This is a genomic window from Pseudomonas sp. FP818, assembly GCF_030687335.1.
GTDB classification, from domain to species: Bacteria; Pseudomonadota; Gammaproteobacteria; order Pseudomonadales; family Pseudomonadaceae; genus Aquipseudomonas; species Aquipseudomonas shahriarae.
Genome location: NZ_CP117427.1, coordinates 5,890,694 through 5,915,186, shown reverse-complemented (window position 1 = coordinate 5,915,186; position 24,493 = coordinate 5,890,694). Strand labels below are relative to the sequence as shown.

General features: G+C 58.6%; 22 protein-coding genes. 14 read left to right on the top strand and 8 right to left on the bottom strand.

The features are described from left to right. The first annotated feature begins 123 nt into the window (after positions 1–123). On the top strand, positions 124–2,856 hold the full coding sequence (locus PSH80_RS27105; RefSeq protein ID WP_152988018.1) for a cation-transporting P-type ATPase: 2,733 nt from the start codon (positions 124–126) through the stop codon (positions 2,854–2,856). A 67-nt stretch (positions 2,857–2,923) separates the two neighbouring features. Continuing rightward, a complete protein-coding gene (locus PSH80_RS27100) occupies positions 2,924–3,358 on the top strand; it encodes a universal stress protein (protein ID WP_057961231.1) in 435 nt (144 codons plus the stop codon). Between the two features lie 432 nt (positions 3,359–3,790). Here the strand turns inward: PSH80_RS27100 and PSH80_RS27095 are convergent, their stop codons facing one another. Beyond that, the gene (locus PSH80_RS27095; RefSeq protein WP_169989914.1) at positions 3,791–4,753 is read right to left on the bottom strand and encodes a bifunctional GNAT family N-acetyltransferase/nucleoside diphosphate kinase regulator; all 963 of its coding nucleotides are present in this window, start codon (positions 4,751–4,753) and stop codon (positions 3,791–3,793) included. 757 nt (positions 4,754–5,510) lie between these two features. Between PSH80_RS27095 and PSH80_RS27090 the strand changes: the two genes are divergently transcribed. From PSH80_RS27090 to PSH80_RS27055, 8 genes are all read left to right on the top strand, one after another. Continuing rightward, on the top strand, positions 5,511–6,536 hold the full coding sequence (locus PSH80_RS27090; RefSeq protein WP_057440597.1) for a glycosyltransferase: 1,026 nt from the start codon (positions 5,511–5,513) through the stop codon (positions 6,534–6,536). Further along, positions 6,536–7,681, top strand: a complete 1,146-nt coding sequence (locus PSH80_RS27085) for an FAD-binding oxidoreductase (RefSeq protein ID WP_057961229.1) — start codon at positions 6,536–6,538, stop codon at positions 7,679–7,681. Before PSH80_RS27090 ends, PSH80_RS27085 begins: the two co-directional genes overlap by 1 nt. Continuing rightward, entirely contained in the window at positions 7,641–8,495 is an 855-nt protein-coding gene (locus tag PSH80_RS27080) for a pyridine nucleotide transhydrogenase (protein WP_318268887.1), read from the top strand. The genes PSH80_RS27085 and PSH80_RS27080 overlap by 41 nt, the downstream gene beginning before the upstream one ends. Then, positions 8,492–9,325, top strand: coding sequence for a sugar phosphate isomerase/epimerase (locus PSH80_RS27075; RefSeq protein WP_057440594.1), 834 nt, complete (start codon positions 8,492–8,494; stop codon positions 9,323–9,325). The genes PSH80_RS27080 and PSH80_RS27075 overlap by 4 nt, the downstream gene beginning before the upstream one ends. A gap of 2 nt (positions 9,326–9,327) precedes the next feature. Beyond that, positions 9,328–9,684 (top strand): SMR family transporter, encoded by a 357-nt coding sequence (locus PSH80_RS27070; RefSeq protein WP_057440644.1) that lies wholly within the window; start codon positions 9,328–9,330, stop codon positions 9,682–9,684. A gap of 11 nt (positions 9,685–9,695) precedes the next feature. Next, positions 9,696–10,502: a glycosyltransferase family 2 protein gene (locus PSH80_RS27065; RefSeq protein ID WP_057440593.1), complete on the top strand. Its 807-nt coding sequence runs from the start codon at positions 9,696–9,698 to the stop codon at positions 10,500–10,502. 15 nt (positions 10,503–10,517) lie between these two features. Further along, positions 10,518–12,494, top strand: a complete 1,977-nt coding sequence (locus tag PSH80_RS27060) for a hypothetical protein (protein ID WP_305418695.1) — start codon at positions 10,518–10,520, stop codon at positions 12,492–12,494. 85 nt (positions 12,495–12,579) lie between these two features. Next, on the top strand, positions 12,580–13,692 hold the full coding sequence (locus PSH80_RS27055) for a hypothetical protein (protein ID WP_305418694.1): 1,113 nt from the start codon (positions 12,580–12,582) through the stop codon (positions 13,690–13,692). Between the two features lie 80 nt (positions 13,693–13,772). On the opposite strand, the gene PSH80_RS27050 is transcribed toward PSH80_RS27055, so the two are convergent. The 6 genes from PSH80_RS27050 to PSH80_RS27025 are packed head-to-tail and all read right to left on the bottom strand — an operon-like array spanning position 13,773 to position 19,459. Next, positions 13,773–14,705 carry a phosphatidate cytidylyltransferase gene (locus PSH80_RS27050; RefSeq protein ID WP_120734380.1) on the bottom strand — a complete coding sequence of 311 codons (933 nt, stop codon included), beginning with the start codon at positions 14,703–14,705 and terminating at the stop codon, positions 13,773–13,775. Between the two features lies 1 nt (position 14,706). Next, on the bottom strand, positions 14,707–15,327 hold the full coding sequence (locus PSH80_RS27045; RefSeq protein WP_057440592.1) for a 1-acyl-sn-glycerol-3-phosphate acyltransferase: 621 nt from the start codon (positions 15,325–15,327) through the stop codon (positions 14,707–14,709). Positions 15,328–15,336: 9 nt separating this feature from the next. After that, positions 15,337–15,780: a hypothetical protein gene (locus PSH80_RS27040; protein WP_198799720.1), complete on the bottom strand. Its 444-nt coding sequence runs from the start codon at positions 15,778–15,780 to the stop codon at positions 15,337–15,339. Beyond that, positions 15,770–17,068: a phosphatase PAP2/dual specificity phosphatase family protein gene (locus tag PSH80_RS27035; protein ID WP_057961224.1), complete on the bottom strand. Its 1,299-nt coding sequence runs from the start codon at positions 17,066–17,068 to the stop codon at positions 15,770–15,772. The genes PSH80_RS27040 and PSH80_RS27035 overlap by 11 nt, the downstream gene beginning before the upstream one ends. A 2-nt stretch (positions 17,069–17,070) precedes the next feature. After that, a complete protein-coding gene (locus PSH80_RS27030) occupies positions 17,071–18,825 on the bottom strand; it encodes a bifunctional alpha/beta hydrolase/class I SAM-dependent methyltransferase (RefSeq protein ID WP_305418693.1) in 1,755 nt (584 codons plus the stop codon). Positions 18,826–18,835: 10 nt separating this feature from the next. Continuing rightward, a complete protein-coding gene (locus PSH80_RS27025) occupies positions 18,836–19,459 on the bottom strand; it encodes a CDP-alcohol phosphatidyltransferase family protein (RefSeq protein WP_057961223.1) in 624 nt (207 codons plus the stop codon). A gap of 216 nt (positions 19,460–19,675) precedes the next feature. On the opposite strand from PSH80_RS27025, the gene PSH80_RS27020 reads away from it, so the two are divergent. The 4 genes from PSH80_RS27020 to cfaB all read left to right on the top strand — a co-directional run bounded on the left by PSH80_RS27020 (position 19,676) and on the right by cfaB (position 22,881). Continuing rightward, positions 19,676–19,930 (top strand): hypothetical protein, encoded by a 255-nt coding sequence (locus PSH80_RS27020; protein WP_057440587.1) that lies wholly within the window; start codon positions 19,676–19,678, stop codon positions 19,928–19,930. A gap of 62 nt (positions 19,931–19,992) precedes the next feature. Next, a complete protein-coding gene (locus PSH80_RS27015; protein WP_057961222.1) occupies positions 19,993–20,838 on the top strand; it encodes a DUF692 domain-containing protein in 846 nt (281 codons plus the stop codon). Then, complete coding sequence (locus PSH80_RS27010; RefSeq protein ID WP_305418692.1) at positions 20,829–21,611, top strand: DNA-binding domain-containing protein; 783 nt, start codon at positions 20,829–20,831, stop codon at positions 21,609–21,611. Before PSH80_RS27015 ends, PSH80_RS27010 begins: the two co-directional genes overlap by 10 nt. Before the next feature lie 85 nt (positions 21,612–21,696). Next, complete coding sequence (gene cfaB, locus PSH80_RS27005) at positions 21,697–22,881, top strand: C17 cyclopropane fatty acid synthase CfaB (RefSeq protein ID WP_057961220.1); 1,185 nt, start codon at positions 21,697–21,699, stop codon at positions 22,879–22,881. Between the two features lie 61 nt (positions 22,882–22,942). Here cfaB and cls read toward each other — a convergent pair whose 3' ends face one another. Next, positions 22,943–24,382 (bottom strand): cardiolipin synthase, encoded by a 1,440-nt coding sequence (cls, locus tag PSH80_RS27000; protein ID WP_305420670.1) that lies wholly within the window; start codon positions 24,380–24,382, stop codon positions 22,943–22,945. Between the last annotated feature and the right edge of the window lie 111 nt (positions 24,383–24,493).

Sequence of the window (24,493 nt, the reverse complement as noted above, 5' to 3'; positions counted from 1 at the left end):
CAGCTAGAAGGAACTATAGGATGTAAGACCGAAAAATAATGTTTTCAGTCTTATATTCCCACGCTCGCTCATGATCACCTCAGCCCGTCTCACTTGAGCTGTGCACACAGGAGATACTCATTGATGAAGCAGGTGGTCGACGCATCAACGGAGCAAACACCAATCCCTCCGCATTCCGTGGCCTGGCACTCCCTACCTGCAGAGCAGGTGACAAACCTGCTTGAGGTCAATGAGCATGTCGGGCTGGAGGCCGCCGAAGTTCAAGCGCGGCTTGCCCGCACGGGTTTCAATCGTTTGCCAGAAGCCGCACGGCGACCCGCGTGGCTGCGATTCATGCTGCAATTTCACAACATTCTGATTTATGTGCTTTTAGGATCCGCTGCGATTACCGCGATGCTGCAGCATCTGTGGGACACGGTGGTGATTCTTGCAGTGGTTATTGCAAACGCAATCATAGGTTATGTCCAAGAGGGTAAAGCGGAAAAGGCCATGGACGCTATCCGGCAGATGCTGGCGCCGCACGCCGCCGTGATTCGTGCGAGTCAACGTTTGAGTGTTGTAGGCGAGGAGTTAGTACCGGGCGACATTGTATTGCTGGAGGCCGGAGACAAAGTACCTGCTGATCTACGCCTGCTGCACGTGAATAGACTGCAAATCCAAGAAGCAATTCTCACCGGTGAATCCGTACCGGTAGAGAAACACACCGAACCAGTGGGTGTTGAAGCCGCTCTGGGTGATCGTACCTGCATGGCGTTCAGTGGCACGCTCGTGACTTGCGGCCAAGCAACCGGGGTTGTAATTGCTACCGCAGCAGCAGCTGAAATAGGGCGCATCAGTACGCTGCTTGCTGGAGTTGAAACGCTGACCACGCCGCTGGTGCAGCAAATGAATATATTTGCACGTTGGCTGACGATCTTGATCTTGTTAGTCGGCGGCCTTCTGCTCGTGTTCGGCCATTATGTCGGGCACTACGAGTTCACAGAGATCTTCATGGTCGTGGTGGGGATGTCGGTAGCGGCGATACCTGAAGGACTGCCCGCCGTCCTTACCATCACGCTGGCTGTCGGCGTTCGTGCAATGGCTCGCCGCAACGCTATCGTGCGTCGCCTGCCGGCCATCGAAACACTCGGCTCGGTATCCGTTATCTGCACTGACAAAACCGGCACACTGACCCGCAACGAAATGATGGTCGCAACGGTCGTCACGAGCGATCTGCTCTTCACGGTTGATGGTGCAGGTTATCAGCCAGCGGGAAGCATCAGTCTTGCCGATCAGTTAATCGACATATCATCTCACCCCGCGCTCTCAGAATTGGGGCGAGCAGCAGGTCTTTGCAACGATGCCTCGCTGCGCCTGCATGAGGATGTATGGACGGTGGAGGGGGATCCGATGGAGGGGGCCTTGCTGGCGTTTTCCGGAAAAGCTGGAATCGATAGCGATGAAGATCATCGTACCTGGCCACGAACCGATGCCATTCCGTTTGACGCGAAACACCGCTTTATGGCGACCCTCCATCACAATCATGATCGCCATGCCTCTATCTATGTAAAAGGCGCGCCGGAGCAAATACTGGCCATGAGCACGCAGCAGTTCGTAACCGCCGGCGTGACGGAGCCCCTCAACGCGGACTACTGGTACGAACAGGCGAACACTATCGCCGCAAAAGGGCAGCGTGTATTGGCGTTTGCCGCTAGATCAGTTCAGCCAGAGCACACCGTGTTGGAGTTTGGGGACGTGCAAGGGAAGCTAACCTTGTTGGGTATGGTCGGGCTAATTGATCCGCCGAGACCCGAGACGATAGAGGCCGTTCAACAATGCCAGGCGGCGGGCATTGTCGTAAAAATGATCACTGGCGATCATGGCGGCACCGCCGCCGCAATCGGTCGGCAGATTGGCTTGCAAAATCCCGACAATGTGCTGACTGGTATAGACCTGGACTCCATGAACGATGCAGCGCTCAAGGAGGCGGTGAAGAACGTCAATATCTTTGCACGTACCAGCCCTGAACATAAACTCAGGTTGGTCATGCTGCTGCAATCGAATGGCATGACCGTGGCAATGACCGGCGATGGCGTCAACGACGCACCCGCGTTGAAGCGTGCCGATGCGGGTATTGCCATGGGGGGGAAGGGCAGTGAAGCCGCCAAGGAAGCTGCAGACCTGGTGCTGGCCGACGACAACTTCGCATCCATCGTGGCGGCAGTGCGCGAAGGGCGGACAGTCTACGACAACATCAAAAAAGTGTTGAGCTGGACGCTGCCTACCAACGCGGGCGAGACCATGACCATCATCGTGGCCCTGCTGCTCGGCCTTACACTGCCGGTCACGGCGATACAGATTCTGTGGATCAATCTGATTACCGCCGTGACACTTGGCATCGCACTGGCGTTCGAGCCTACCGAAGAAAACACAATGCGCAGACCGCCCCGTTCGCGCAAAGAGCCTCTGATAAGCGGTGCATTGGTTTGGCATATGGTACTTGTTTCAATTCTGTTCCTCTGCGGCGTTTACGGCATTTTTTCTTATGCGCTCGACCGTGGCTACTCCGTGGAGTTGGCCCGTACCATGGCGGTGAATACGTTAGTCGTGATGGAAATATTCCATCTGTTCTTCATTCGTAATCTCTACAGCACATCGCTTACCTGGAGGGGCATTCGTGGCACCAAGGTCGTGTGGATGACCGTCGCAGTGGTGACCTTGGCTCAGTTCGGCATCACCTACGCGCCACCGCTGCAAAAGGTGTTTGCCACAGAAGCGATCCCCTTCCTGGATGGCCTACTTATCATCGGGGTTGGTGTTGCGCTCTTTGCGATCATCGAGATTGAAAAACAGATTCGAATCCGCCTGTCCGAGTAGAACTGATTGCAAGCTGGCAATCCCCAAACGACAAGCATCTTCATGCCACTGAAAGAGGATTTAGAAAATGCATAAAATACTTGTAGCTGTCGATGGTTCCGAGCATTCGGAGCGCGCGGTGCGTTACCTTATTGGGTTGATCCAAGAGGGCGGATTGCTGGGCGGAAGTGTTGAGGTGCATCTGCTGAATGTGCAGCCACTTTTACCAACGCGAATTGCACACGACATGAGTGCGGATGAGATTGATCGTTACTACGGTGATAAAAGTGCTGAGGACTCACAAAACGCTGGGGTGCTTCTGAAGCAGGAAGGGATTGCATTTACACTTCATACCCTACAAGGCGATGCAGCAAGCCAAATCGTGGGGTGCTCCCACTCTTTAGGATGTGACAGCATCATCCTAGGCTCACATGGCAACGGCTTTCTTGCAGGGATTTTTCTGGGCTCTGTTGCGGCAAAGGTGATTCAGCTCTCAGATATACCAATCACCTTAGTCAAATAGGAGATCGTCAAATGCTTGATAGCGCGACCCCATAAGTGGGTGATCCAAGGTGGATGTTCTGGAAAGGCTTTGATTGAGTTGAGTCGTGCGCAACATAAGCCATCGACTTTTCCATGCGTGTGGTTCCCTCGACATTTGATGTTCCGAGCGACTGAGAAGCAAATCACGTGCTCCTCAGTTCCTACTCCCGGCTGATGAATTCAATCTGGAGTGAAACCTGGTTGGGGGTATACGCAGCTACTGACTTGCGAATTTCTTCCCGCGCCTCATCTGCGCTTCCCCACAGGCCGCAAAAAACGAGGGCCTCCTGCGACAGTTTGAATTCTCTAATTTCAAGGGCATGGTTTCAGGATTGAAAACTGTCCCGCTTGGGGCCCCTCGGGGCTCCAAACGACGTCCTTCTCTCCTTACAGCTCCTAGCAAAAGGTGCAATTACAGGTGGAAGTGGCCCGCCGCCTCGGGCTGGTAAAGCACTTTCCTGATTTCAATCCGACGGGTCCGATCAGAAATTCGCCAGTCGATGGCGTCCCCCTCCTGATAGCCCAGGATGGCGGCGCCGATGTCAGAATACACGGAGTGCTTCCCTGCGGTGCTGTCCGCGTCTTCAGGGTAGACCAAGGCCACTTCGATCTCTTCTTCGTCCAGTTGCAGCAAGGCTCTAGAGTTCATCGTGACGACATTGCACGCCACCTGCTGCGGCTTGACGACAATGGCTCGTTCAAGCTCATGTTCGAGTTCAACAACGGTCGGGCCTTGCTCGAGCGCGATTAGGCTTTCGAGCCTGGCCTTGTCGATTTCCGTAATGTAGATCCTGGTGGCGTCGCCAGCGGCACCTTCGCGCAAGAACTGGAGATAGCGCCCCGCCGTCATGGAAAATGACTTCAATGTCGGCGTTTCGCCTTCAAGCAGAAAGCCGCTGCGTAGAAAGGCGTTCAGCGAGCGCGCGTTGTCCGGGTGGATCTTGGCGATGAGCTTCTTGGCCCGCATGTCGAGGAAGGCCAGTTTCATGCCTTCGCGAATCGTGCGGGCGCCAAGGTTCTGGCCCCATTTATCGCTGTCTCCGATGACCAGGACTATCTCGCAATCTGAGCCGGTCTTGATCAGACGGACAAAGCCCACCGGGGCGTCATGTCGGTCATAGGCCATGAAGAATCGGCCGCCCTGGTTGAATAGATGGGTCAGGATCGGCGATTGAGTCCGATCGATGACTTGCTCGATGGAGCGGGAGACATGACGCGAATCGCTCAGATAGCAGGTGACGCGTTCATCCTCCAACCAATCCATCAGCGTCAGCGCGTGCGCCCGAGTAATTTCAGGGCACAGCGAAATGAAAGGCTTGTTCATCTTCATCACACTTACTTGTAAAGGATGGAAGCCCGTCATGGCTTTGGCCATGACGGCTCTTTGGGCAACCGACCATGTTAAGACATAACGCGGGTAATGCCGAACCCTGCCCCAGCCAAGCACTCTATGAAGCCGACAGCGCTGCTCCTTCTGGCCCTGGGTCCGACCCAGAGGAAATGTACGTGGATGTCGTATCATTACTGGGTGCAACAGTTTTAACTCTCTAAATTCATAGGATAAACTTCAAGTCCTCCAAAAGTCTCGATGAGTTGATCTATGCCTTAGCCGGATATTTTATTTGCGCTGGTCATCCCGATAAGTCCTAGTACTTGATCTGAGATTAACTACTTGCAGCCTAGCCTGACAGAATACTATTGACCGACTTGAACAATAGAAATGAATAAGATTTTTAATTAATTAACTCTTTTGAAACGATGATTTAGTAGACGGATCAAGGTGTTTGTTATCCCGGTCTCAAGGCTGGCATAACGCCATTTCGGCGTCGTTGGGGCGCCTTTTTTTGTGTTATGATCCTGCGCAACTTTGGGCTGGCACCAGGTTCGATAGCGTTTGTCTATTTTGCCGCGCCCCCGGTTTTTCTGGCTTGGCCGCTGTTTCGGGCGTGCTTTGAGCCAACTGCTTCAAGGAAGAGCGATTTGAACGTTTGGCAATGGCTACCCCTTCTCGGCAGTGATGACCCTGCGGTTCTGAAACTCTCGGTCAGTGGTGTGAGGCATTCCGGCTATCTATGGCGATCTCGGATAAACGACTCATCCAGTCTTTTAATTAATTTTTGCGAGAGTTGGTGATGGCTTATTTTCCCTGTTTTTTATCTGTCGTTTTTGTCGTTCGTAATCAGGGCGATAAAATAGAAAAAATACTGTCCGAAGCTGCCGAAGTCATTGCGAAAACAGTCAGTGACTATGAGCTGATCGTTGTTGATAACGCGTCCGATGATGACAGTGTCATGGTCTTGAAGGGCCTGACGAGCGAGAAAGGCCTAGCCAACTTGCAGGTCTATGCATTGACCAAGGAAGTGGACACCGACACCGCATCCTGGGTCGGTCTGGAAAATGCCTTGGGTGACTATGTTGCGGTCATCGACCCGCTGGTGGACGACATCAACTTCGTTCCACAGATGCTTGATCAAGCGGTGAGCGGCGCCGATGTCGTCTTTGCCCACAACGAACAAAAGAGCACCCAGAGCCTGGCTTATCGTTGGGCGAATGCGGTGTTCCACAGCATGTACAACCGCTTCAACGGGGTCCATCTCGCCAAGGAAGCACCTCAGTACCGCATCCTGAGCAAGCGCGTAATCAACTTCATCCTGCAACACCCCCAGCCTTCGATGACGTACCGCCACCTGCCGGCCACCGGTGGTTTTGCCCGGGCCTATCTCAAGTACAGCGCCGTGCCCCAGGCTTCCAGCCCCAAGCGCCTGGGCGACAGTATTGATCGCGGCGTGCGTTTGCTGGTTTCCACCACGCGAGCGCCCATGCGTCTGGTGACCTACCTTTCGCTGTTTGGTGCGGTTGCCAACCTGGTGTACTGCGTCTATGTGATCTCGGTGGGTATCTTCAAGGCTGATGTAGCACCTGGCTGGATCAGTTTCTCGTTGCAACAGTCGGGCATGTTTTTCCTGATCTCACTGGTGTTGCTGGTACTGGGTGAGTACATCCTCAATATGGCCAGCCTGTCGAATGAAGGGCCGCTCTACCATGTAGGCCAGGAGTTCACCAGTGCACGCATGACCCGGCGCGAGAAGCTGAACATTGAAGAGGTAGCGTCGGGTTCGGTCGTGCCCAAGGCTCAGCCCTCCGAACGAGTTTCCTGATGTCGAGCGCCCAAGCCAGCCAGCCTGAGCAGGATGCCGTCATCATCGGTGGGGGGTTTTACGGTGCAGCCATTGCGGTTTACCTGGCCAAGCAACGGGGCTTCAAACGGATCCTGTTGATAGAGCGCGAGCCGGCACTGATGATGCGCGCCAGTTACAACAACCAGGCGCGTGTGCATAACGGCTACCACTACCCGCGCAGCTTCACCACGGCCTATCGCAGCCGGGTCAACTTGCCCAAGTTTGTCCAGGACTGGCCACAGGTGGTCAAGCAGGACTTTACCAAGCTGTATGCCATTGCCCGGCGCAACTCCAAGGTCACGGCCAAGCAGTTCGAGCGTTTTTGCCGGGACATCGGTGCGGACCTGAAACCTGCCGATCCAGCGCTGCGCGACTTGTTCGAACCACGCTTGATCGAAGAAGTATTCCTGGTCGAAGAATATGCGTTCGACACTACTCGCCTGGCAGCCTGGGCAGCTCGCGAGCTGGCAGAAAGCGGTGTGCAGATCCGCTACCGGACACGAGTCACTTCGATTTCCAGGGGCACCGAGGCGCCTTTGCAAGTGGTCACCCAAACCTCCCAGGGCGAGGAAGCGCTGACGACTTGTCGGTACGTCTTCAACTGTACGTACAGTGGCCTCAATCAGTTTGCAGGTGATTTCGCGGGGGTCAGTACCGGCCTCAAGCAAGAGATCACGGAAATGGCCTTGATGCAGATGCCCGAATCCCTCGAAGGGTTGGGGGTCACGGTGATGGATGGGCCGTTCTTTTCACTGATGCCGTTCCCGGCCCGTGGGCTGCATACCTTGTCCCATGTACGCTATACGCCGCATTTGCACTGGAACGATGAAAAAGGCCTCGATCCCTATGAGAAGCTGCGGCTATATGAGCGCGATACACGGGTCGATCGGATGGTCAGGGACGTCGGCCGGTATATCCCTGAAGTGCTCAAGGCCCAACACAAGGATTCGCTGTTCGAGGTCAAGACCATCCTGGTGAAGAACGAAGGGGATGATGGACGCCCGATTCTTTTCGAGAAGCATGCCGAGTTGCCAGGTTGCTTCTCCGTGCTGGGTGGCAAGATAGACAACATTTACGATGTGCTTGAAAAACTCGATACCGAGAGTTTTTCCCATCAAGGTTAATAAAACTTCAGGTTTGGAGCGGAAAAAGATGAATTCGCTTATTGGTTTCTCCGGGTTTGTCGGGGGCACGCTTCTTAAACAGGCTTCATTCGAGGACTTGTACCGGTCCACCAACATCGGTGAGATAGAAGGAAAATCCTTTGAACTTGTGGTCTGTGCCGGCGCCCCGGCGCAAAAATGGATTGCCAACCGCGAGCCTGAGGCCGACCGCGAGAAGATCGAAGCACTGATCGCCCACCTGAAAACCATCCAATGCAAGACCTTCGTGCTGATCAGTACGGTGGACGTGTTCAAGAGCCCCATCGGCGTCGATGAAGACACTCCCGTCGATGAGTCCGGCCTACATGCTTACGGCCTGCACCGTCGGCTGCTGGAAACCTTCGTTGAAAGTCATTTTCCGAATCACTTGATCGTTCGCCTGCCGGGGCTCGTCGGGCCTGGATTGCGTAAGAACGTGATTTTTGACTTCCTCAATGACAACAACCTGCAGGCGATCGATAGCCGGGGCGTGTTCCAGTTCTACCCGATGATCAACCTGTGGTATGACATTCAGACCGCACTCGATGCGGGGCTCAAGCTGGTCCACCTGACTGCTCAGGCAGTGAGTGTCGCCGACATTTCGCAGAAGGGCTTTGGCAAGCCTTTCACCAATACCCTGGCCAATGCTGCTGCTACCTATGACATGCAGACCAAGCATGCGCAGCTATTTGGTGGCACTGGGCGCTATCAGTACAGTGCTCGTGAAACCGTGCAGGCCGTACGGGCCTATGCGCAATCGGAGCCGCTTAAGGCCGCATCGGGAGCACAGGCATGAGGCTGGCGATTTCCAATATCGCGTGGGAGACCACCGAGGACGAAGTCATCGCTGAACTGCTTGCGCGTTTTGCCGTGGATGCGATTGATATTGCACCGGGCAAATACTTCCCGGAGCCTGCCAAGGCCACGGACGCAGAGATTGCGCAGGTCAAGGATTGGTGGGCGCAGCGTGGGATTGCGTTGACCGGCATGCAGGCACTGCTGTTCGGCACCACGGGCCTGAATGTATTCGGCTCCGAGCAAAGTCAGGCGGCCTTGCTGCAACACCTGGCGGGCGTGTGCCGCATTGGCGCAGGCCTGGGTGCAGCACGGATTGTGTTTGGCTCGCCAAAGAACCGTGATCGCAGTGGTTTGACTGATCAACAGGCGCTGGACGCTGCTGTATTGTTCTTCCGGAAACTGGGCGATATCGCCCAGGCGTGTGGTGTCACGATCTGCCTGGAGCCCAACCCCACCTGTTACGGGGCGAACTTCATGACCACCAGTGCTGAAACCGCAGTGGTGGTACGGGCCATTGATCACCCGGCTATCCGCATGCAACTGGATACCGGCGCGTTGGCGATCAACGGTGAAGACCCATTTACTGTGCTTGAGGACTGTGCCGAGTTGATCGGGCATATCCACGCCAGTGAACCGGACCTGCTCCCGCTGGGTGACGGCGGTACTGACCATGAAAAAATGGCACGTGCCGTGGCCCACTACTTGCCCGAGCATGTGGTCACCATTGAGATGGTGGCGACCAAGACCGAACCCCATGCGCAATCGATCGAGCGTGCGCTGCAGGTTGCTCGCCAGCATTACCGCACCTGCGACGAGGTGACGGCATGAGCATCAAATGGATCATCTTGATCCTGGGTATCCTGTCGAACGCCTCCGCCAGCGTCCTGGTGAAGATGGCGATGATGCCCCCGCGCAAATTCCCTTCCTTGAGCGACCCGATGGCGGCACTCAGCAACTGGCCGTTCTGGGTCGGGCTGGTCCTGTATGGTGCTGCGTTCCTGCTCTATGCCGCAGCATTGGCCCGTTTGCCGCTGAACGTGGCACACCCGGTCCTGACGGCTGGGGCTATTGCGACGGTCGCCCTGTTTTCCCTGCTGTTTTTCCGTGAGTCCTTCCATTGGACCACGGGAGTCGGCATCGCCCTGGTTATTGCTGGCGTAGGGCTGATCACAGCTCGCGTCGTTTGATGGAAATTAAAATGAATTCTTCTGATATTACTCCCGATGTACGTGCCGGTTGGCAGGTACCGTCCTTTGACACACCACTCTGGTTGGGCCGCCAGCACCCCTGGTGCGTGGTCATTCCGGTCATCAACGAAGGCGAGCGGATCAAGAACCTGCTCGCCCGTATGGCGGCATTCAACATTGCGGACATGGCCGACATCATCATCGTCGATGGTGGCAGTTCTGATGGCTCGCTTGAGTTGCAATCACTGCAACAGGTGGGTGTGCGCGGCCTGCTGGTCAAGACTGCCCCTGGCAAGTTGAGCGCGCAGTTACGTTGCGCCTATGCTTTTGCCCTGGACCAGGGTTACGAAGGTATCGTGACCATTGATGGCAATGACAAGGATGATCCAGAGGCCATCCCGCGCTTTATCGAAGCGCTGCAGCAGGGTGTGGATTTTGTTCAGGCTTCGCGTTTTGTCGAGGGCGGTGTCGCGGAGAACACCCCCAAGTCCCGCGATTTTGCGATCCGTTTTATCCATGCGCCGATGCTGAGCCTGTTTTCCGGCTTCAAGTGGACAGATACCACCCAGGGCTTTCGTGCCTATAGCCGCAAGATGCTGATTGATCCGAAGATGGCAATCTTCCGTGATGTGTTCAATACCTATGAGCTGCTTGCCTACCTGTCGTACCGCGCGCCGAAACTGGGCTATCGCTGCGTAGAACTGGCGACGGTGCGCCGCTACCCCCAAGGCGAAGTACCTACCAAGATCAGCAGCGTGAAAGGCAACCTTTCGGTGCTGGCTGTATTGTTTCGAGCCTGTTTTGGCAAGTACAACTAAAGATCTGGTAGTTAAATGTTCAAGCATCTGGAAATGAATGAAAGGGTTTCTTCAGTACTGGCGACCGTGGTTATTACGGCGTTTGCACTGTTGCTATGTCTGGGTATCTCGACCGCACCCAAGTATGCCGACTTCATCGTGGGCTACATCAGTTGGACCGCAGATACCAAGTTTCAGGACCAGGTGGTTGCTCCGGTATTCATCGCTGTTCTTTTCTGCGCGTTGCTGTTTTTTACGTCCTTGATGGGGCGTCAGAAGAAACAATTCGGTAGCGACAGCGCGCTGGTTTTTTCCAACCAGCTGTTGTGGTGGTCGCTTCCGGCGATTACCGCTATAGCATGCATGGTGCTTGGGACGGACTTCGAGCCGAAAGTCCTCTACTGCTCGGTGTTTGGCGTCTCGTTTATTGCTTTGGCGGTTACAGTTGGCGCGGTCAAAAAAGTTAATGTCGACCCTCGGGTATTCGGCCTGGGGGCACTCGGCATCCTGTTGCTGGCGCTGGTACAGCTGGAGGTAGTGTTGGCTCTGGGCCGTGCGCCAGCTGCCTGGACCAATGGGGTTGAGCTGTCCAGATACGCCAAGCCTACCTATGGGATAGCCATCGTCGGATGGATCCTGGGTATGGCGTACATCGTGTGGAGCCCCAAGGGTTTTGCACGAATTGCCTCGTGGCTGGTGATGGCCGGTCAATTGGGATTGTCGACCTTTTACCTGGCGCTGTACCCCGCTCGAATACAGGAGCCAGATGGCAGTATTTCCAAGTACGAGACCACGGTCTGGTTGAAGGTACTGGTTATCGCAATGCTGGTCTGGGGCGTGGTGGATGTACTGCGGCGTTTCCGTCGGTATACATCAACTAGCGACATTGCCACGTTGCTGTCGCCTATCGCATTCTTCGGCTTGTTGGTGGGCTTGAAAATGGGCACGACCATTTTCCCCAACATCAGCGCTGACGACTATCACTTCGGTGAAAGCCTGTTGGGCTGGTGGTCCTACCTGCAAGGTGCCATTCCCTACATTGACTATATTCCTGCCCACGGCGTCATCGGTGATGACCTGACCCAGTTCTTGTCATTTGTGTTTTATGACGGTTCTGCCGGCAGCATTATTCATGTCGGTAACCTCAGCATCGCGCTGTTATCGTTTGCTGCATTCCTGTCGCTCTATTATTTTTCGCGAAGTATTGGGCTGGCGTTCGCCGCCATCTTCTTCCTGACGGCCAACATTATCTGGCTGTTTCTGATCCCGTTTCTCTGCCTGTGGCTGAGCCCGTCGTTGCGCCAGCGTCCCGAGCGCTGGCTGTTGGTCTGGATGGTCACGGCACCGCTGGTAGTCCTCGGAATTCCGCCACAAGGGCTGCTGCTTGCGGCGGCATCTGGGGTGATGGCTGCTTATTACGCCTGGCACCTCTGGAAAGCGCCACGCCCTCGGAAACTGAAGGGCATTTTGATCGCAAGCGTGGTGCTTCTGGTGTTGGCGGTGGTTACGCCAGCGGGGATCATGCTGTTGGGGGCCATCCGTTATGTCTTGGAAAACGGGCCTATCAATCAGGTGGCTTACGGCGTGCCATGGGCGTTGAGCTGGGAGGGCGCGCGCAAAGGCTTTGTGTTTGAAGCGTTGCGTATGTCCTGGATTGCTATTCCGCTGGCGTGCCTGCTGTTGGTCCATCGCTGGTTCCAAACGCCCGAGCGTCGTCTCGACGCCTTGCTGCCGCTGTTGGTCGTGTTCCTGTTTGCGTTGTTGCTGATCCCTTACTCGATGGGGCGCGTCGATCCAGGCGGTATGTCTCGTCCGGGGCTGGCGGCAAGCTTTGGCTGGGCGATCCTACTGCCTATCGCGTGTTGGGGCATGCTCAGTGCGCGCAATAAAGTGGTGATGGTTGTTCTGGCCGCGAGCATGAGCGCATCCTTGGGGTTCACGCAGGTGTCGATCAATAACCCTGGTCAAATCCACCACGGCCGTTATCAGCACGCAAGGGTTGGGAATCAGTGATGGCGTGGCGGCAGGCCTGCCGAATATCGGCCGGTCCTTTGTACAGCCTCCTCACTGGGACAGGCTGACCCGACTGTCGCGAGTATTGGCAGACAATGTTCCGGCCGGCGAAACCTATCTGGACCTGACCTCCCGCAACGCCCAGTACTTCTACCTGGGCTATCGACCACTGCTGCCGGTCACGGCGGCGTACAACATGGTGTCGCCAGCCCAGCAATTGCGTGCTATCGAGACCCTCAAACAAGACCTGCCGACCATCGCCTTGCTGGAAGGAATGAACATCATCCACGACGGCGGCGGGCTGGCGTTGCGTAACCCGTACCTGTACCGGTTCATTGTCGATCATTACGAGCCGTTCTATGTGGATGGCTTCATTCTCGGGCGCAAAAAGGGCAGCGCCTCAGCGCCAGTCACCAGCATCGAGATCCCTTTGATGGACTTCACCGATGCGAACTGGAGCCACGGCATCAATCGCGCTGTCGCAGCGCTCTATGTGTCCGATCCGGGTATGTTGGCGGCGTTGAAGGTGGGTGATCATATTCAGGTCAACCAGAGCGAAATTCGCCGGATTCGCGAGATACGTGTCGCGGGTCAAAGCGTATGGCTGGAGGGCTCGGCGTTGCAGGTTTCGGATGCCGACCCGATAAGCCACCCACGCCTGATCGAGCCTCGCCCCGAAGCGATCGCCGAATACCAGGCAGCCTTGCTGCAGCGCGCTTTTGCATCACCGGACCTGAAGAAAATTCCGGTTGCCTGGGGCCGTTCCCAAGTCTCCCTGAGCAACAAGATGGTCCTGATCAACAATCTGGATAACGTAAAGCCAAGCCTCAATCAGTTGGTGGCACAAGAAAACAGCTACCGAGTGGATGGCGGTGATCCGTCGATGAGTTTCGATTTGTCTGCGTTGAATCTGTCTGGCCACGACGCTGGCCTGCTCAAGTTCGAGTTCCGCTGCTCAGGCCGCGCCGCCGAGCCGCGTATGCAGGTGTTCTGGTGGGGTGATGGGCAGCAGGGGCCGCTCGAAGCCTCCAGTGTTCGTTTCAATGCAGAGGACGGGACGTTGATCGTGCCATTGGATGCGTCACCGCGCTGGTTGACGTTGCAGCACGTGAAGGGCATCCGGATTGATCTGGACAATGCTGGCGCCTGCAGCAGTTTCAAGGTCGATAACCTGGGGCTGTATCAGCGACAGCACTGATGTAAGTTGCGCTAAATCCACAAGACCCGATGTCCGTGGCGGACATCGGGTCTTGTCGTTTCAGTACTGTGGGGTACTGCTCAGGTCCACCAATACCGCACCAAATGAAAGAAAATCGGCGCCGCAAAACACACCGAATCCAACCGATCCAGCATCCCGCCGTGTCCTTCGATCATATGCCCCCAGTCCTTCACCCCTCGGTCGCGCTTGATCGCCGACATCACAATCCCGCCGGCAAAGCCCAGCAGGTTGATCAGCAGGGCAATCAGGAATGACTGCCAGGGGTTGAACGGGGTGGTCCACCACAGTGCGGCGCCGATCAGGGAGGACAGCAGGATCCCGCCGACAAAGCCTTCCACGGTCTTCGACGGTGACAGGTTGGGCGCGATTTTGTGTTTGCCGAACAGTTTGCCGCACACGTACTGCAACACGTCCGAGAGCTGCACCACGATCACCAGGTAGGCGATCAGCAGCAGGTTGCGGCCCTCGTAGCCGACGATGTCGAGGGTCAGCAGGGCGGGTACGAAGGAGACGCAGAACACCGCGATCATCAGCCCCCACTGTACTTTCGATGCGCGCTCCAGGAAGTGCGTGCTGTCGCCGCCCAGCGAGGCAAGGATGGGCAGCAGGAGGAACACGTAGACCGGAATAAAGATCGAGAACAGGCCGTACCAGTCAAAGTAGATCAGCAGGTATTGCAGGGGCAGCGCCAGGTAGAACGCGGCGACCAGTGCGGGGTAGTCGCTGCGGCGGGTGGGCGTGAGGGTGAGGAATTCGCGCAGGGCGTAGAACGACACGGCGTAGAACAGCAGGATTACCGCACCGGTGCCGAGCCAGAAGGCGACGCCGATCACCACCACCATCACCCACCAGGCATTGATGCGGGCGTTGAGGTTGTCGATCACCGCACTGGGTGTGCCACGGGTGCGCAGCTTGAGAATCAGGCCGATCAGCGAGGCGAGCACCAGGATCATGCCGATGCCGCCGAACAACATCAGGGTTTGGCTATCCATGTCAGGAATGCTCCGGGGCGAGGGCGAGCAGGGCGTCGCGGCTGCGGGCAAGAAACAGGGCCTTGTCTTCACCGTCTGCAAGCTGCAGCGGTGCGCCAAAGCTGGTGGTGCACAACAGCGGCAGTGGCAGCACACGGCCCTTGGGCATCACGCGGTTGAGGTTGGCGATCCACACGGGGATCAGTTGCGCCTGTGGGTAACTTTTTGCCAGGTGATACAGGCCGCTCTTGAAGGGCAGCAGGCCATCCTCCAGGTTGCGCGTGCCTTCGGGGAAAATGATCAGCGAATCGCCGTGTTCCAGGGCTTCGAGCATCGGTTGCAACGGGTTATCCACAGGGTCTTTGCGTTCGCGGTCGATCAGCACGCCGTTGAATACCCGGTTGATGATGTAGCGGCGCAGTGCGCTCTTGTTCCAGTAGTCGGTGCCGGCCACCGGGCGCGTGGCCTTGCGCAGGTTCTGCGGCAACGACGCCCACAGCAGCACGAAGTCGCCGTGGCTGCTGTGGTTGGCAAAGTAGATGCGCTGCACGGGTTCTGGGGCGCAGCCCAGCCACAGGCTGCGGGCGCCGGTCACTGTGCGGGCCATGGAGGTAATCAGGGTCGCGACCAGGGGTTCGAACATAAGGATTCCTTATCCGGCGAAGGGCAGCCACGGGCTGGCCAGGATGACGGCCAATGTCAGTAACACTTGCGCACCCAGCAGGTAGGCCTGTTTGCGCAGCAATTTGAGGGCGCCACGCCGGCGTTCGGTCCAGGGCCGGCTTGCGCGGTTGGCGGGTTGCAGGCCCAGGGTTTGCAGAGTCTGGTCCAGCTCGCCGGTGCGTTCTATGTCCTTGGCCATCAGCGCAAACAGGTCGGCATCGAAGGCCACCCGTAGCGCCCAGTACTTTTGCAGCAGCCCGAGGATAATCATCCACAGGCTGAGCAACAGGCAGATCGGTGTGATACTGACCATCAACAATTGCGCCAGGCCAAACAGTACCCCGAGCAGGGTCAGGCCTGTGGATAACTGATCCAGCGAACGGCCGCGGCGCAGCAGGCTGGCGACTACCTGGAGTTGCATATCAGCGGGCATAGGGCAGTGCTCCCAAGGCTTGGCGGTGATCGGCATGCAGGACCACATCCGATCGTGCTGTACGAATAATAGCCAGTGCCTCGTCCACCGTGGCCGCCCGTCCACTGTGCAGCAGCCAGGCGGCCACGGCGCTGGCGCTGCGGGAATAGCCGAGGGCACAGCACACCAGCAACGGGCCGTGCTCGCGCAAGCGCTCGATGGCTTGGGCCGCCTCCAGGCACTGTGCCGGTGTGGGTGCGGTCAGGTCGAGGACGGGCAGGGCATGGTAAGCGCGGCCCTGTGGATAAACAGGCAATTCGGCACACAGATCGACCACCGCATTGAAAGAACTCAGCTGCGCTGGCGTCGGAATTCGCCCCAACCATACGTTATCCACAACCCGGTCAGGCTGCGGATGCTTGCGCGTCCACAGCCGCGAGTTGAGCCACGCCGCCGCGAGATAAGGCGCATACAGCCAGCGTGCTGCCGGGCTGAGGCGGCCATCGGCGCGTTTCTGAAAGCCTGCGGCGCCCAGCAGCCAGTAGTTGAGCGCCACCAGCAACACCGCGACGGCAGGCCACAGCAGCCATAGCCAGGCACCGCCCCCGGTAAAGGCCACTATTGTCAGCACCAGGGCGCCCATGGCGTAGCGCAACCCCAGGCGCCAACGTTTCGGGTCTTTGGCCGGCCGCGCATGCAACAGCGGGCTGGGTTGATCCACCGGCCATAGCCACACACACAGCCAGCCGGCCAGGGCGCCTGTGGGTAAGTCTATAAAGTGGTGTTGGTAAGTGGTCAGCACCGAAATGCCAATCAGCGCGAACCAGCCATGCACCAGCCAGCGCCACAGGCCTTGGCTATGCCGCTGGTACATCACCCACAGGATCACCAGCAAAGCGATATGCAGCGAGGGTGCCTGGTTGAACGGTTTGTCGAACCCGGCCAGTACCGCAAACAGCCAGCCGAACACGCCGTCCATTTCCGGGCGCTCAAAGGTGAAGCGCAGCGGCCATAGCAGGAAGCAGCTCACGGCAATCACCTGCGCACTGAGCAGACGCAGGGCATGTTGCTTGAGCTCATGGCGGCTGTTAGGCAGCAGCAGGGAGAAGCCGTAGAGCAGGTCGATCGACCAGTAGGGCACGATGGTCCAGGCCCAGAACGGCATATGGGTTTCCCAGCCGAATACCAGGGTGCCCACGTCGCTGCGCTGGCTGGTGACCCAGGTGGCTAAGCCGTATGTGCTGAAAAACAGCGGCGCCAACAGCAGCAGCCAGAGCAGGGCTGGTTTGAAGAGACCTGGTTCGCGCATGGTCAGATCTTCTGCGCCAGCGACACGCTGAAGATGCCCCACTCATCCACACGCTGGGTGATCTTGCGAAAGCCCGCGGCTTCCACCAGTTGATCCATTTCCGCCTGGCTGCGACGGCGCATCACCCAGGCCTGGCCCTGGCGATGGCTGGTCAGGGCGCGGGCGATCAGTTCCAGTTGCGGGTGCCACGGTTGGCCGGTGTACACCAGGTATCCGCCGGGCTCCACGGCTTCGGCCAGCCCTGCCAGGGAACCACCGACCATGGCGTTATCGGCAAACAGTTCGTACAGCCCGGACACCACTGCCAGTGTCGGCGTGGGCGCCAGTGCGGCGAGGTCGGCCCGGTCAAAGGCATCGCCTTTGACGAACTGCGCAATCTCCCCCAGGCCTTTCTCGCGGATCAGCGCGCCACCGTCGCGCACGTTGATATCGCTGTAGTCGCGCAACAGGATTGACTCAGGCAGCGGCGAAACGCCCTGCAAGGCTTCCAGAATGTACCGACCATGCCCTGCGGCAATGTCGACGATACGCACTTCGCGCCCGTCGTCGCGCAGCTTGGCCATGGCCAGGCGCAACAACTCTTCAACATGCAGTTTGCGCTGGCGAATCCCGCGCCAGCCGATGGAGTTCAGGTAGTTGGTATCAATCATCCGCCCCAGCGCGCCCTTGCCGGTGGGGGTATTGCGGTACACGTAGTCCAGGGTACTGCCCGAGTCGAAGCCGGTGTCGAAGCCCAGCTTCACGCCTTCGGACAGCTTGCGGCCCAGGCCCATGCTGGCGCGGGTCATGCGCCAGTACAGGTCGCGCAGGGAGTTGTGCGGCAGCGGCGCGGCGAGGGATTCGGATTCGGCGCAGGTCGCGCCGATCTTGTCGGCGTCCAGCAGGCTGGCGCGGTCCAGCGGGTGCGCGAAGTTTTGCAGGATAAAACGCCTGGCGCTGGCCAGTGCCACGGCGCGGTCACGTTCGCCGAGGGTATCGTGGAAAAAGCCGGGCAGGATGTGCAGTTCCTTTTTCAGGCTGCCAAGCCGCTCGAAGAACTGTTGCTGGGGTTTGCGGTGCACCACAAAGTCCGAGCCGGAGATCAGCAGTTGGGTCGGCACCTGGATCGCCTGGGCATCGGCGACCACGCGGTCGGCCGCTTCGTACAGGCCCAACAGCACATTTACCGAGATCGCCTTGGTGATCAGTGGGTCAGTGTCATAGGACGCGACGCGCTCGGGGTCATGGCTGAGGAACTTGGCCTTGACGTAGCTGTTGACGAAAAAATTGCCGCGAAAGCGCCGCATCAGCGCCAGGCCCGGGCGGGCGAAGGGCACGTAGAGCTTGACCTTGAACGCCGGGGAGGCGAGCACCAGGGCCCTGATACTCGGGGCGTAGTCGTGGACCCAGGTGGCGGCAATCACTGCGCCTACGCTCTGGGCGATCACTGCAAGGTTTTCTGGCGCGATGCCATAGGTGGCGCCGATATGGTCGCAGAAGGTCTGCACGTCCCGCGCGCTGGTGGCGAAGCTCGGGCTGTCGCCACGCTCGCCGGGGGACTGGCCATGGCCACGGGCGTCCCAGGCGAAGAAATCGAACTGTGGCAGGTCCAACTCGTCCACCAGGTGCGCAATGCGCCCGGAATGCTCGTGGCCACGATGGAACAGCAGGATCGCCTGGCGTGGCTCAGGCCCGGTGGCACTGGTCGCGGGCCAATGCCGATAGAAAAGCTCTACGCCGTCATGGGTACTGAAGGTGTGCTGTTGCTGTTCGCGCATCGCAAGATCCTTATGCCGTCGGAGAGATGTCGGATTGTTCTTTGAGGCCCTGGCGCACACGGTTGACCAGGGTGTAGGCGAGCAATGCCGCCACCAGCCACATCACCCCGTCGACCCAGCCGGCGCCGAGCCAGCCCAGGGCCACGCCGGTGGCGAGTACGCCAAGGACAAACGCCCGATCACTCTTGCCCATGGGCCCGTCGTAGCGGCGCGAGGCACCGACCATCGGCCCGAGTACGCCGGCGTATTCGCTGAACACCGCCAGCAGCGTCACCAGCAACACCGGCGCCAGGCTGACCCCGGGGAGCAGGGCAAATGGCAGGATCAGCGCGCTGTCGGCGATCACGTCGCACAGTTCATTGAGGTAGGCGCCCAGGCGTGATTGCTGGCCGAATTCCCGGGCGAGCATGCCGTCGATGGCATTGAGGGCCATGCGCAGGATCATCCACAGCGGGATCAGTACGAACACCCAGGCGTGCTGGGCGAACCCCGCGATCAGCAGGCCGACGAGCAACGACACGATCCCGGCCAGCACGGTGATCTGGTTGGCGGTGGTGCCGTTGTCATACAGGCGCTGCACCAGGGGCCGCAGCAGGTTTTGAAAACGCGGTTTGAGCTGATAGATCGAAATCATGAGGGTGACGCTTCCTTGTCCGTGATCCCACGAAAAATCTGCTGTGAGTGTGACGATAAATCGCGGTGCGCACTAGTGATGGCTCCTACAACGGTTCAGGAAACCAGGAAAATTTTCACGGCGCTGTAACGCCCCTGCGGCACCTCACTCTAGTGCTGTGTCGGGACTGGACAAACCGTTCAGCCGACCCCCTACAGACCCATGAGGAATACCACAATGAACTTCAAGAACGCTGTTTCCGGTGCTGCCCTGGCCATTGCTGCCGCCACGATGTTTGCCGGTGTCGCGACCCAGGCGCAGGCCGCCGATGAGGCAAACGTGCATTGCTACGGCGTGACCTCCTGCAAAGGCATGAACGACTGCAAGACCGCTGAAAACGCCTGCAAAGGCCAGGCTGTCTGCAAGGGCCATGGCTTCAAGGCAATGACCAAGGCCGCTTGCGATGCGGCTGGCGGCAAAGTCGGCGAGTAACCGCGAATACGTGATCCCGCAGCGGTGTGCACGTCGCTGCGGACACTTTCCAGGAGTTCGTCATGTCGGTATCGGTTCCTTGCCTGGGCTACGGCCTGGGGCTACGCAGTCATTACTATCAACACATCATCGAGCAGTCGCCGGAGGTGGACTGGTTCGAAATCGTCTCCGAGAATTATCTGGTCCAGGGCGGCAAGGCCCTGTACTACCTGGACGCCATCGCCGAGCGTTATCCGCTGGTGATGCATGGGGTGTCCCTGTCCATTGGCGGCCCCCATGCCCTCGATAGGGACTACCTCAAGCAACTCAAGCAATTGGCCGACCGGGTCAAGCCGGCATGGGTCTCCGATCACCTGTGCTGGAGCAGGGGCAACGCCCATCAACTGCATGACTTGTTGCCGCTGCCCTACACCGAAGAAAGTCTCTACCACGTCGCCACCCGTGTGCGGCAGGTACAGGCGGTGCTGGAGCGGCCGCTGGTATTGGAAAATGTCTCCAGCTATGTGCGATCCAAGGCCGATGAATTCACCGAGTGGGAATTTCTCAGCGCCTTGAGCCACCTCAGCGGTTGCGAGCTGCTGTTGGACGTCAACAACGTGTATGTCAGCTCGCGCAACCATGGCTTCGACGCCTGGACCTTTATCCGCAACCTGCCGCCGCAGAGCATCCGCCAACTGCATTTGGCCGGGCATATGGACTACGGCGACTACGTGGTCGATACCCATGACCATCCGGTGTGTGATCCGGTGTGGCAGCTGTTTCAACAGACACTGGAACACCTGGGGCCAGTGGCGACGTTGCTGGAGCGCGATGACCATTTCCCGCCGTTTGCCGAGCTGCTCGACGAGTTGGGCAAGGCCCGTGAGTTGGGGGCGGATGCCTTGGCCCGGAGGTCGCTATGCGCCTGACCGACTGGCAACTGGCGTTTGAACGGCATTTATTGGCAGACGCCGACGACACTGGCTTTGCCGGCACCTTGATCGGTGGCCCGACACTGGATGTCGACACCGGCCTGGCGATCTACCACAACGCCTATCGGGCCCGTTTGCTGGAAGTGATGCAGGGGGATTTCCCTGCGGTGTGGCATTGGCTGGGGGACGACGAGTTTGCCGGGCTGGTGGCGGCCTATGTGCAGTGCTATCCATCCACGCATTTCAGCCTGCGCTGGCTGGGGCAACGGTTTGCAGACTTTATCGACGAGCATCTGGTCGCCGAACAAGCCGCCCCCCTGGTGGAGCTGGCGCGCCTGGAATGGGCCTTTACCCTGGCGTTTGATGCGCCTGCGGGCCAACCCCTGACTCTTGAAGACATGGCCCGGCTGGCGCCCGAGGCCTGGCCGTTATTGCAGGTTGAGTGGGCGCCGGCGGTGCAGCAAGTGCTGTGTCGCTTCAACAGCCTGCAGATCTGGCGTGCGGTCAAGGCGCAGGCTGGGTTTCCCGGTAGCCAGGCGTTGCCGCTGGCCGAGGTGTGCCTGATCTGGCGTCACCAACAGGTGTGCCGTTACCGGAGCCTGGAGCCTGCCGAGGCGTACGCCCTGGCCGGGATGGCCGACAGCGGGTGGAGTTTTTCAGAACTGTGCGCGGAATTGGCAGTCACTTATCAAGAGGGCGCGCCGCTGCAAGCTGTCACGTGGTTGAAACAGTGGGTTGAGGACGGTTTGCTGCAACGTCGGGCACCATAAAAGGGCGTTATCGAACCGATAGCCTGCTACTTTTTGTGGATGGTCTACCCTCATTTCGGACGTCTGAAACAAGGGGGGACTACTCATGCTCGCGCAACTTCCACCGGCCTTACAGAATCTTCAGCTACCGCTGCGTCTGCGACTCTGGGATGGCCATGAATTCAACCTGGGCCCGGAGCCCAGCGTTACCATCGTGGTCAAGGACCCGGTGATGGTGACGCAACTGACCCACCCCACGCTCGATTCCCTGGGCGCTGCTTTCGTTGAAGGCAAACTGGAGCTGGAAGGCTCGATCAGCGATGTGATCCGGGTGTGTGACGAATTGAGCCACGCCCTGCTCGAGGAGGACGAGCACGCCGGCCCGGTGCGTTCGATTCACGACAAGGCTACGGATGCGGCCGCGATTTCCTACCACTATGACCTGTCGAACGAGTTCTACCAGCTCTGGCTGGACCGCGACATGGCCTATTCCTGCGGTTACTTCGAGACCGGCAGCGAATCCCTCGACCAAGCCCAACAAGACAAATTCCGCCACCTGTGCCGCAAGCTGCGCCTGCAGCCTGGGGAGTACCTGCTGGATGTCGGTTGTGGCTGGGGCGGGTTGGCGCGGTATGCGGCCCGCGAGTTCGGGGTCAAGGTGTTCGGCATCACCCTGAGCAAGGAACAATTGGCACTGGCCAAGGAGCGGGTAATCGCTGAGGGCCTGGAAGACCTGGTTGAGTTGAAATTGCTCGACTACCGCGACCTGCCCCAGGACGGGCGGTTCGACAAAGTCGTCAGCGTCGGCATGTTCGAGCACGTCGGCCACGCCAACCTGGCGCAGTACTGCCAGACCCTGTTCGGCGCCGTGCGTGAAGGGGGGCTGGTGCTCAACCACGGCATCACCGCCAAACATACCGATGGCCGCCCGGTGGGGCGCGGTGCTGGCGAGTTTATCGAGCGTTACGTGTTCCCCAATGGTGAGCTGCCGCACTTGGTGATGATCAGCGCCGAAATCAGCGAAGTCGGCCTGGAAGTGGTCGACGTGGAAAGCCTGCGCCTTCATTACGCACGCACCCTCGACCACTGGAGCGAACGCCTGGAAGACAACCTGGAGGCGGCGGCAAAAATGGTCCCGGCCCAGGTACTGCGCATCTGGCGCCTGTACCTGGCGGGTTGCGCCTATGCGTTTGCGCGTGGGTGGATCAACCTGCACCAGATCCTGGCGGTCAAGCCCCTTGCCGATGGCAGCCATGAGTTGCCGTGGACGCGGGAAGATCTCTACCGCTGAGCCAACCGATGGCTGAGTGTGGGAGCTGGCAAGCCAGCTCCCACATTCTGTCCGGCGCAATTTATAAGATAGGGGAAATCAGCCGCGCCACGCGCATGCCCAGTTGCTGCAGGCGGCGGGTCTGCTGGCTTTCTTCCTGGCTGGTTTCGTGGGCCTGGGCGAAGTCATCCAACAGCATGTGTTCCACCTCGCTGGCGAAGGCTTCGTCGACGGTCAGCAGCATCACTTCGAAGTTGAGGCGGAACGAGCGGTTGTCCAGGTTCGCACTGCCGATGGCGCTGATTTCGCGGTCTACCAGCACCACTTTCTGATGCAAAAAACCCGGTTTGTAGCGGAACACCCGGACCCCGGCGCGCACCGCTTCAATCGCGTACAGGCTGGAGGCGGCGTACACAATGCGATGGTCGGGGCGTGACGGCAGCAGTAAGCGCACGTCCACGCCACGCAACACCGCCAGGCGCAGCGCGGCAAATACCGCTTCATCGGGGATGAAATACGGGCTGGTGATCCACACACGCTCAGTCGCCGCATGAATGGCTTCGACGAAAAACAGCGAACAGGTTTCATACGGGTCCGCCGGACCGCTGGCCAGTAATTGGCAGAGCACGCCGTCATCGGCATAGGTATCGGGCAGGATCAGCGGCGGCAGTTCGCGCGCGGCCCAGAACCAGTCTTCGGCAAACGATTCTTGCAGGCACGCCACCACGGGGCCGCTGACTTGCACATGGGTGTCGCGCCAGGGGGCGAGCGGCGGCTTCTTGCCCATGTATTCGTCGCCGACGTTATGCCCGCCGACAAAACCGGTCAGGCCATCGACCACGACAATCTTGCGGTGGTTACGGAAATTCACCTGAAAGCGATTGAGCCAGCCGCTGCGGGTGGCAAACGCCTTGATCTGCACCCCGGCATCGCGCAGCGATTGCACATAGCGGTGGGGCAGGGAGTGGCTGCCGATGCGGTCATACAGCACGTAGATGGCTACACCTTCGGCGGCTTTGGCCTTGAGCAGTGCATGCAGTTGGCGCCCCAGTTCATCGTCATGAATGATGAAGAACTGCACCAACACGGCAGTCTTGGCGGCGCGGATGGCGTCGAAGATGGCGCTGAAGGTGGCATCGCCATTGACCAGCAAACGCACCTGGTTGTTCGCCAGACACGGCATGCGTCCCAGCTTGGGCATGGCGCGCAGGGAGGCGTAGGCCAGGGAGTTACGCGCAGCCAGGGCTTCTTCGACCCAAGGGCGCCAGTTCAACTCAGTGATTGCCTTGTGCATTTCCTGGTTGGCCTGGCGCCGCGCCTGGATATAGGCGTCGAAGCTGCTGCGGCCAAAGATCAGGTAGGGGATCAGCGTCAGGTACGGCATGAACATCAGCGACAGTGCCCAGGCGATTGAGCCTTGGGCGGTACGCACGGTGAGCACCGCGTGCAGGGCAGCCAGCGAGCCGAGAAAATGCAGGGTTGCGATGAAGTAGCCAAGCAAGTGCGGGCCGAAGAAATCCATGGGCAACGGTACTCCTGACAATCCAATGCGTAACAGACCATGTTCGGCGGCGATTGTCGCTATTTTATTGAGCATGCAACGCCGACCACTTTACGACGTCTAACGCCGACA

Bases quoted from the DNA above. Each gene is read 5' to 3' on its own strand.
- PSH80_RS27105 (WP_152988018.1), top strand. From the start codon at position 124: ATGAAGCAGGTGGTCGACGCATCAACGGAGCAAACACCAATCCCTCCG.
- PSH80_RS27100 (WP_057961231.1), top strand. From the start codon at position 2,924: ATGCATAAAATACTTGTAGCTGTCGATGGTTCCGAGCATTCGGAGCGC.
- PSH80_RS27095 (WP_169989914.1), bottom strand. From the start codon at position 4,753: ATGGCCAAAGCCATGACGGGCTTCCATCCTTTACAAGTAAGTGTGATG.
- PSH80_RS27090 (WP_057440597.1), top strand. From the start codon at position 5,511: ATGGCTTATTTTCCCTGTTTTTTATCTGTCGTTTTTGTCGTTCGTAAT.
- PSH80_RS27085 (WP_057961229.1), top strand. From the start codon at position 6,536: ATGTCGAGCGCCCAAGCCAGCCAGCCTGAGCAGGATGCCGTCATCATC.
- PSH80_RS27075 (WP_057440594.1), top strand. From the start codon at position 8,492: ATGAGGCTGGCGATTTCCAATATCGCGTGGGAGACCACCGAGGACGAA.
- PSH80_RS27065 (WP_057440593.1), top strand. From the start codon at position 9,696: ATGAATTCTTCTGATATTACTCCCGATGTACGTGCCGGTTGGCAGGTA.
- PSH80_RS27060 (WP_305418695.1), top strand. From the start codon at position 10,518: ATGTTCAAGCATCTGGAAATGAATGAAAGGGTTTCTTCAGTACTGGCG.
- PSH80_RS27050 (WP_120734380.1), bottom strand. From the start codon at position 14,705: ATGGATAGCCAAACCCTGATGTTGTTCGGCGGCATCGGCATGATCCTG.
- PSH80_RS27045 (WP_057440592.1), bottom strand. From the start codon at position 15,327: ATGTTCGAACCCCTGGTCGCGACCCTGATTACCTCCATGGCCCGCACA.
- PSH80_RS27040 (WP_198799720.1), bottom strand. From the start codon at position 15,780: ATGCCCGCTGATATGCAACTCCAGGTAGTCGCCAGCCTGCTGCGCCGC.
- PSH80_RS27035 (WP_057961224.1), bottom strand. From the start codon at position 17,068: ATGCGCGAACCAGGTCTCTTCAAACCAGCCCTGCTCTGGCTGCTGCTG.
- PSH80_RS27030 (WP_305418693.1), bottom strand. From the start codon at position 18,825: ATGCGCGAACAGCAACAGCACACCTTCAGTACCCATGACGGCGTAGAG.
- PSH80_RS27025 (WP_057961223.1), bottom strand. From the start codon at position 19,459: ATGATTTCGATCTATCAGCTCAAACCGCGTTTTCAAAACCTGCTGCGG.
- PSH80_RS27020 (WP_057440587.1), top strand. From the start codon at position 19,676: ATGAACTTCAAGAACGCTGTTTCCGGTGCTGCCCTGGCCATTGCTGCC.
- PSH80_RS27015 (WP_057961222.1), top strand. From the start codon at position 19,993: ATGTCGGTATCGGTTCCTTGCCTGGGCTACGGCCTGGGGCTACGCAGT.
- PSH80_RS27010 (WP_305418692.1), top strand. From the start codon at position 20,829: ATGCGCCTGACCGACTGGCAACTGGCGTTTGAACGGCATTTATTGGCA.
- cfaB (WP_057961220.1), top strand. From the start codon at position 21,697: ATGCTCGCGCAACTTCCACCGGCCTTACAGAATCTTCAGCTACCGCTG.
- cls (WP_305420670.1), bottom strand. From the start codon at position 24,382: ATGGATTTCTTCGGCCCGCACTTGCTTGGCTACTTCATCGCAACCCTG.